Origin of the sequence: Paracoccus marcusii, assembly GCF_006151785.1 — a bacterium.
Taxonomy (GTDB): Bacteria; Pseudomonadota; Alphaproteobacteria; order Rhodobacterales; family Rhodobacteraceae; genus Paracoccus; species Paracoccus marcusii.
Genome location: NZ_VDDD01000168.1, coordinates 1 through 6,411, shown reverse-complemented (window position 1 = coordinate 6,411; position 6,411 = coordinate 1). Strand labels below are relative to the sequence as shown.

Annotated in this window: 8 protein-coding genes; 5 read left to right on the top strand and 3 right to left on the bottom strand. The window is 54.8% G+C overall.

Annotated elements, in window-relative coordinates; genetic code table 11:
* Nucleotides 1-186: 186 nt before the first annotated feature.
* The gene (locus FHD68_RS17090) at nucleotides 187-558 is read right to left on the bottom strand and encodes a hypothetical protein (protein WP_208863801.1); all 372 of its coding nucleotides are present in this window, start codon (nucleotides 556-558) and stop codon (nucleotides 187-189) included.
* Between the two features lie 685 nt (nucleotides 559-1,243).
* On the opposite strand from FHD68_RS17090, the gene FHD68_RS17085 reads away from it, so the two are divergent.
* Both FHD68_RS17085 and FHD68_RS17080 read left to right on the top strand, forming a co-directional pair.
* Complete coding sequence (locus FHD68_RS17085; RefSeq protein ID WP_139086345.1) at nucleotides 1,244-1,816, top strand: helix-turn-helix domain-containing protein; 573 nt, start codon at nucleotides 1,244-1,246, stop codon at nucleotides 1,814-1,816.
* A 76-nt stretch (nucleotides 1,817-1,892) separates the two neighbouring features.
* Nucleotides 1,893-2,291: a helix-turn-helix domain-containing protein gene (locus FHD68_RS17080; RefSeq protein WP_139086339.1), complete on the top strand. Its 399-nt coding sequence runs from the start codon at nucleotides 1,893-1,895 to the stop codon at nucleotides 2,289-2,291.
* Nucleotides 2,292-2,415: 124 nt separating this feature from the next.
* On the opposite strand, the gene FHD68_RS17075 is transcribed toward FHD68_RS17080, so the two are convergent.
* Both FHD68_RS17075 and mobQ read right to left on the bottom strand, forming a co-directional pair.
* Nucleotides 2,416-3,342: a glycosyltransferase gene (locus tag FHD68_RS17075; protein WP_167550430.1), complete on the bottom strand. Its 927-nt coding sequence runs from the start codon at nucleotides 3,340-3,342 to the stop codon at nucleotides 2,416-2,418.
* Between the two features lie 155 nt (nucleotides 3,343-3,497).
* On the bottom strand, nucleotides 3,498-4,583 hold the full coding sequence (gene mobQ / locus FHD68_RS17070) for a MobQ family relaxase (protein WP_280115182.1): 1,086 nt from the start codon (nucleotides 4,581-4,583) through the stop codon (nucleotides 3,498-3,500).
* A 154-nt stretch (nucleotides 4,584-4,737) separates the two neighbouring features.
* On the opposite strand from mobQ, the gene FHD68_RS17065 reads away from it, so the two are divergent.
* The 3 genes from FHD68_RS17065 to FHD68_RS17055 all read left to right on the top strand — a co-directional run bounded on the left by FHD68_RS17065 (nucleotide 4,738) and on the right by FHD68_RS17055 (nucleotide 6,210).
* On the top strand, nucleotides 4,738-4,989 hold the full coding sequence (locus FHD68_RS17065) for a hypothetical protein (protein WP_139086333.1): 252 nt from the start codon (nucleotides 4,738-4,740) through the stop codon (nucleotides 4,987-4,989).
* Nucleotides 4,986-5,546 (top strand): hypothetical protein, encoded by a 561-nt coding sequence (locus FHD68_RS17060; RefSeq protein WP_139086331.1) that lies wholly within the window; start codon nucleotides 4,986-4,988, stop codon nucleotides 5,544-5,546. Before FHD68_RS17065 ends, FHD68_RS17060 begins: the two co-directional genes overlap by 4 nt.
* A 376-nt stretch (nucleotides 5,547-5,922) precedes the next feature.
* Nucleotides 5,923-6,210 carry a hypothetical protein gene (locus FHD68_RS17055; protein ID WP_139086328.1) on the top strand — a complete coding sequence of 96 codons (288 nt, stop codon included), beginning with the start codon at nucleotides 5,923-5,925 and terminating at the stop codon, nucleotides 6,208-6,210.
* Nucleotides 6,211-6,411 lie beyond the last annotated feature (201 nt).

Here is a 6,411-nt window from a genome sequence, read left to right as displayed (position 1 = left end):
GCGATCCCAGAACTGGTGAGGCTGTCCCGGTCTTCGCCAAACGGGTTCCTCGGTTCAGGGCCTCAAATCTTCTCCTCGATCGGCTCAACCGCCCCACAACCCCCGGCTGATCTCAGCCCCCCTGCGCTTTCCGGCGCATAACACCTCATATCTGCCAGAGCGCAGCCAGGGGTTGAAGGTGCGCATTCAAAACCTTGATCGCAGAGATCTTCCTAGCTCCGCCGCTCTTTCCCCGGACCAGCCTCGGGAAAAATGAGATACGGAGATGATTTCACCAGGAGGTGACAGTCGACTTACAGCCTCCTCAGCTTCGTTCCCGTGAGTGACGAGGAGATCGGGTTTCAAGGTGTCCACCAGATAGAGGAACGGGGCTATGTCGCGCTCCCTGAGAGAGGGCATGTCAGGTGATGGTCCTGCAAAGATGTTTGTCTCAAGGATCGGGATTCCTGCTGCGGCAACCACCTGATCGATGACACGTCTGCTGGGACTGATTTTTGGTCTGAACGTCTTTCCAGGTTTGAGGGGGCTATTTGCTCGCTCTTCGAGATAGGATTTCATCCAACTCGCCTTGTCAAAACCGTCTGATCCCCAGTCAGTCCAGAAATCGCGATCCGAAGGTGTTGCAGGGTTGTGGCCCACGATAAAGACCCGGCAATGTAACGGGGATCCATCACAGACAAAGGGCCTCAAACTGCTGGGTTTACCGATAAGGTCAGCAAGGCCGGATGCGAAACTCTCTAAATTCATAGAAAATCTTCTCTCTCGTTTCAGTGCCTTGCTAGCTTAGGCTCGTATGCGATTTTCCAGAAGAACTGTTGTTCAAATCCATCCCTCCCCCTGACCCCCACCCGCCGCGCGCGCGCACGCTCGCGGAGTCGTCCGCTCAGCCCACAAGGGGCTTCGCAAACGACGGCAAACAAAAACTCCACAATCCGTCCATCCGGCGGGGGGTCGCCAGCTTCCTGGCGGGCGCTTCCCCCCGGCGCGCAAGCGCGCCCGGACTGTGGATTTTTTGCCTGCCTTAAGATCATTAGAAGACAAAAAAATAACGCATTGTTTTTTGGTGTTTTTTTAGGGGGGGTTAGGACACAGTGTGTCCTAACCCCCGGACACAGTGTGTCCTAGGGTAGGCTTTTTTCTTGCGTTGTTTGTCCAATAAAATACAACATCAATGCAATTTACTGGACAATGATTGACGTTTTTTCGTCTTTGCTTGTCCTACCCTTAGGACAGAGGCTGACCTATGCCTAATGATGACCATCCAAGCTCGTTGCCCGTGAAAAAACAGCGTGGAACATGGGTTCAGACCGAACGTGCCGCCCATGAAGCATGGGCTATGTTCCTAGGTTTGCCTGGATCTTTGAATGCTTCTCGGGTGCTTCATCTGCTGATTGCTCGCGTCGAAGAGCACAACGCTGTGGTCATGTCGCAAAAAACCATGGCAGGTCTGTTGGGCATCGACATGCGGACGGTACGCCGCGCCGTGGCCATGCTTAAAGAGCACCGCTGGATTGAAACCCGACAGATCGGGGATCGAGGCACGGTCAATGCCTATATCATTAATGATCGTGTTGCGTGGAGCGGCCCGCGTGAAGGCATCCGATACAGCCTGTTTACGGCTAATGTCGTGATCTCGAATGCCGAGCAGCCCGATAGCGATGCCCTGGATCATCAAGAACCATTACGGAAGCTTCCAAGTCTCTATCCAGGTGAGCAACAGCTTCCCTCAGGAGAGGGTTTGCCGCCGGAATCGCAGCCATCTTTCGAGGGGTTGGAGTTTGACCTGCCGGCGACGGTCAAAAGGAACGCGCCCTGATGCAAGAATTCTGCAACGCGGTGCGAAACAGGTGCATGTCTAGATCACGATACGCTATGAAATACCCTGATACGCCATGAAATACACAGCAGGCCAAGCCGCAAAGGCAACAGGAGTTTCTAAGGCAACGATCACTAGGGCGCTAAAAAGCGGTAAGATTTCAGGGGTAAAGGATGAGAACGGGGCATGGAGCATAGATCCTTCCGAACTACACCGTGTGTTCCCCCCTGTTGCACATGAACCACCTGAAACGCATACACTGAAACAACCTGCAACGCCTGAGAAAACCAATGAAACGGGAGTGTTGGAGCGTGAAAATCAGATGTTGCTTGAGGCACTGATCGAGGCGCGGCAGGAACGAGACAGATGGCACCAGATTGCAGAGCGCCTTTCCATCGCGCCTCCAGTACCAATTTCGCAGAAGCGTCCACGGGGTTTTTGGTCTAGACTGTTTAGGAAAGAGGGCGGCACCTGACTCAGTTGAACCAGGCCCTACGTAAAGCCGCTACTTTGAACCACAGGGTTTCTCTGACTGTCTGACCCGGTCTGCCTGCGAACAGCAGGTTTAGGAAATTCTATTTGCTGTTATTTCATAATAATTAGCGTGATGCATACCCTGCTTTCGCAGATTTAGTATCGGATAGCTTAGTTAAAAATTTTCGAGGCATAGGTATTCCACGAACCTCTGAGGCCTTACGCATCAGCGAAACCTGCAACGGCATTCCAGTAATCTCAAACGCTTTTTGCGAGAGAAAAGGGAAATCTCGTTCAATATCCTCCATAATCTGTTCAGGATTTAGACGGATCATTCCAGCTTTCATGATTTTTTCGGCAGTGGCCTCTGTATCGTTCAAGCCTGTATTTGTTACTAGAGCCTGATGCCCTTCCATTATGGAATAAGGAAACCTTACTCCCAAAGCAAAGTGCCCGAATGCGTATATACTTTTACGGGGATGCCAGACAGCGGCGCCGGCACCAAGAAAAGGCGTTTGCCAGTCATATACGCCTTTTCCACTCCCTCCAGAAACAGCATACAGAAAGCTGCTTACGCTCATTGCAAACGGCAACGGTTCATTGAATTTTTCAGCGTGATGCCGGAGCATTTGAATAAATGTTCGGCATAAGCAATCGTCGTCATCTAGGCGAAACTGAACGGCATCTCTGTACGTAAGACCAAGTTCGGTATAAACTTTGGATTGCGCTTCGATTGCGTTAGACAGAGGAAAAAATCGAACGAGGACATTCGGCATATCCTTGCACAAACTTAATAGTTTATCCTTGTAGATTTTTGGCATCATTTCTGATGCCAAAACAATAAAGGTATAGTCTTGATCAGTCTGGGCGCGAAGGCTTTCTAGGGTCAAATGTTCGAATGACTCAAGCCTGGCATTCATTCGATCTTTTGCAAAAAGCAATTTAGCTTGTTCTTTGGCGACCGCCTCGACTTCTGCATCAGTCTTTCCTCGATAGGCATGCCAGTCACCGCGCCCAAGCAACGAATAGCGGCAAATTCCTACGATACGCATCGCCATCCCCGATTTTAGTGAGTTCACTAACCATGACCTTGCAATGCAGCGTCTGCAAGGTTTTCGGCATGTTTGAAGGGATAATTGCTAATTGCCGATGTGATGCGTGCGCAACCCTTTATCGCCCGCCCTTTCTACAAGGGCGCAAAGAGCACCTACCACCCGTGATCGTGACCGTCGTCGCGCTCATGAGCACGGCGTTCCTGTTCCTGCACCCGTTCCCGCGCCTCCCGCTCATGCGCCTCTAGCCGGCGCTCGACTTCGAGATCCCGCGCTAGCCCCTCTGCGGCGGCTGACGCGCCGGGCGCTGCGGCGGCAAAGAAATCGCCCCAGGCATCGGCAGGCGCGACCCGCTCCACCACGTCCCGCACCTGTTCCGCAGCCCGTTCCGTGACCCGCTCCAGCCAAACACGGACCCTCTCGGTCAGCTCCTGCGCCACGCGGGTCACCTCGACGGCCTGCTCCTTGATCTCTCGCCAGACCTGCACGGCCGCAACCTCGATGCCGCGCTCCTTGAGCTGCCACGCTCCGGCGGAAAGCTGCGGCAAGGGCTGACGGTCCAGCGAGACGGCCCGGACCGTCTCGCGCAGCGCCTCGGCCTCGTCGCCGCGCTCCCGCGCCTCCAGGGCGCGCTCCTGGGCCTCGACGCGCTGCGCCTCCAGTGTCCGGTGATCCACGCGCTCTTCGGCACCACAGCGCTCCAGGGCGTGGTTGGTGTCGCGTGCCCAGGCCTCCCGCCAGCCCTCCAGCAGCTCCTTGGCGTTCCAGTCCCGGTTCTTAGTGGTGAACCCCTCGGGACCGATCTCCCGGGTGGTCAGCAGGATATGGGCATGGTGGTTGCGTTCGTCGCCCTCGCGCCCGGGGGCGTGTAGGGCGATGTCCGCCACCATGCCCCTGTCCACAAACTCCCGCTTGCAGAAGTCGCGGACCAGCTGCAGACGCTGCGCGGCGTCCAGCTCATGCGGCAGGGCCACGCGGACCTCGCGAGCGACCTGGCTGTTCTTGCGTGTCTCGGCCAGCTCCACTGCGTTCCACAGCGCCGCCCGGTCCTGCACCCAGGTCGGGGCATCTGCAGGCGCGAGGGTCTCGACGTGATCGACCCCGCCGCGTGCGCGGTAGTCGAAGGCAAGACCGGTGCGCTGATCCACGATCAGCTCAGCGCTGCGATACGCCGCCGCCGCCGTGGCGCTACGCCCGGCAGAGCGAGAGATCATCGTGGCCCTGAGATGATAGATCGCCATATGCGCGCGCTCTTGCCTGGGGTTCGAAGGGGAATGCAGTTGCCCCTTTGCCCACACAAACGCGCAGCGTTTGTATAAGTGGGCACTTCGTGTCTTGCACCCTACGCTCTGGGCATCCAAACTTGCAACCATTGAGCGACTATAGGATTTCAAAATGCCCAGGACCATTGACCAGCAGATCGCCGAGGCACAGGCCAAGCTGAACCGTCTCAAGACCCGACAGAAGGCCAGCGATACCCGCCGCAAGATCATCGTCGGCGCCATCGTCACCACCGAGGCTTTGAAGGACCCCAAGATCGCCAAATGGATGGCGGCGACCCTACGCAAGAACGCCACCCGCGAGGTCGATCAGAAAGAGATCGCCGGACTCCTGGCCGAGTTGGACGCGAAGGCGGGCACCGCATGAGCGCGGCCGCCAAATCCCCCGCCGAGCTGATTGCCGATCTGACCGACCAGGTGCGGCTCCTGCGCCAGGACGTGGGCAACCTTACCGCCACCGCGACCACCAAGGCCGAGGCGGCAAAGCTCATGGCCGGAGTGCAGAAGATCACCATCGACGCCCTGGAGCAGAACCGACAGATCGGCAGCACCGCGGCCGAGATGTCCCGTCGCATGCACCGCGACAGCGTCACCGCTGCCCGGGAGGCCGCAGGACAGGCCGTAAGAGAACTGGAACGTGAGATCCAGGCTGCGGCCAACCACATGCGCTTGGAGGCCGTCAGAGGCCGTAAGGAGGCCCTGTACAACTTCGGAGGGGGTCTGGCCGTCTTCGGGGGCTTGCTGGCTCTCGGGGGCGTTCTCGGCATCGTGGCGCTGCTCCTCATCCAGGGACGCGGCGATGCACGGGCGTTCGGAAAGTACCCTCTCACCTATTGCACGGCAGCAGGCGGGCAGGTCGCGTCTACAAGCGATGGCAGTCGCTTCTGTGGTATCTGGATCGATCCGCCAAAACAGACGGATTGATGGACGTCGCGAGAGGAAGCGAGGAATGAACTAACATTTCTCGCTTTGCAATTTAATCCTATTCAATAGTAAATAAACTGATTTTGTTTAATAGGGAAAAATATAGCTTTCATGGAAAATGTCACATTCATGGTGGGAAGCCATGGCCCGTTCAAGGGAAGCTTGGTAAGCGAAACAGGTTCCGGGTACGTATTGTCATTCGAAAATATAAAAACGGGCCTGCGGACATTTAGAAACTTGCCAAATATCACAGTACAGACAAAATCCGGATTACGCCCATTCATAGCAACTGAATACTTTGTTGCGCCTTCAAAAAGCAGAACCGGTATTCTTGGGCGCATACAATTGCATAATGTATCATAGATTTTAATCGAGCATGGAAAAGACAATGCGAATTATTTCAATTCATGCTATCAATTATGTTGTAGATAATAACACTCTCTGGAACAATGATGATTGGGCAAATATTCGCTCCCGCATCTTTGCCTGCCAACAGCGAACTGCGCAAGCAATACAGCAGCTAGAGATTGCACATAACGCTCTGAATGAATGCAACCTGCGCCTTTTAAAGGCTAAAGTTGTCCTGCATGAAGTGAATGCATTAATACCTTCCAGTCCTAGTAAGGATGCCTATTGGTCAGGTTCCTACACAGCCTTAAAATAGGGGTCTCTATTTATTGGCAAAGCGTTTAGTATCTCCAAAAACTACGGTGCAAGCATCATAAAACTTTCGTTCAGCACTTGATATTTTTGATTTCCCATTTGGTCATCTCCATTCCCAAGGCAACGACATGGCTCTGTTGCACAAATCGCGTCAGGGATTCATCTCGTGAATCCAGCGTGGTAGCTGTGATGCATGAGCAGA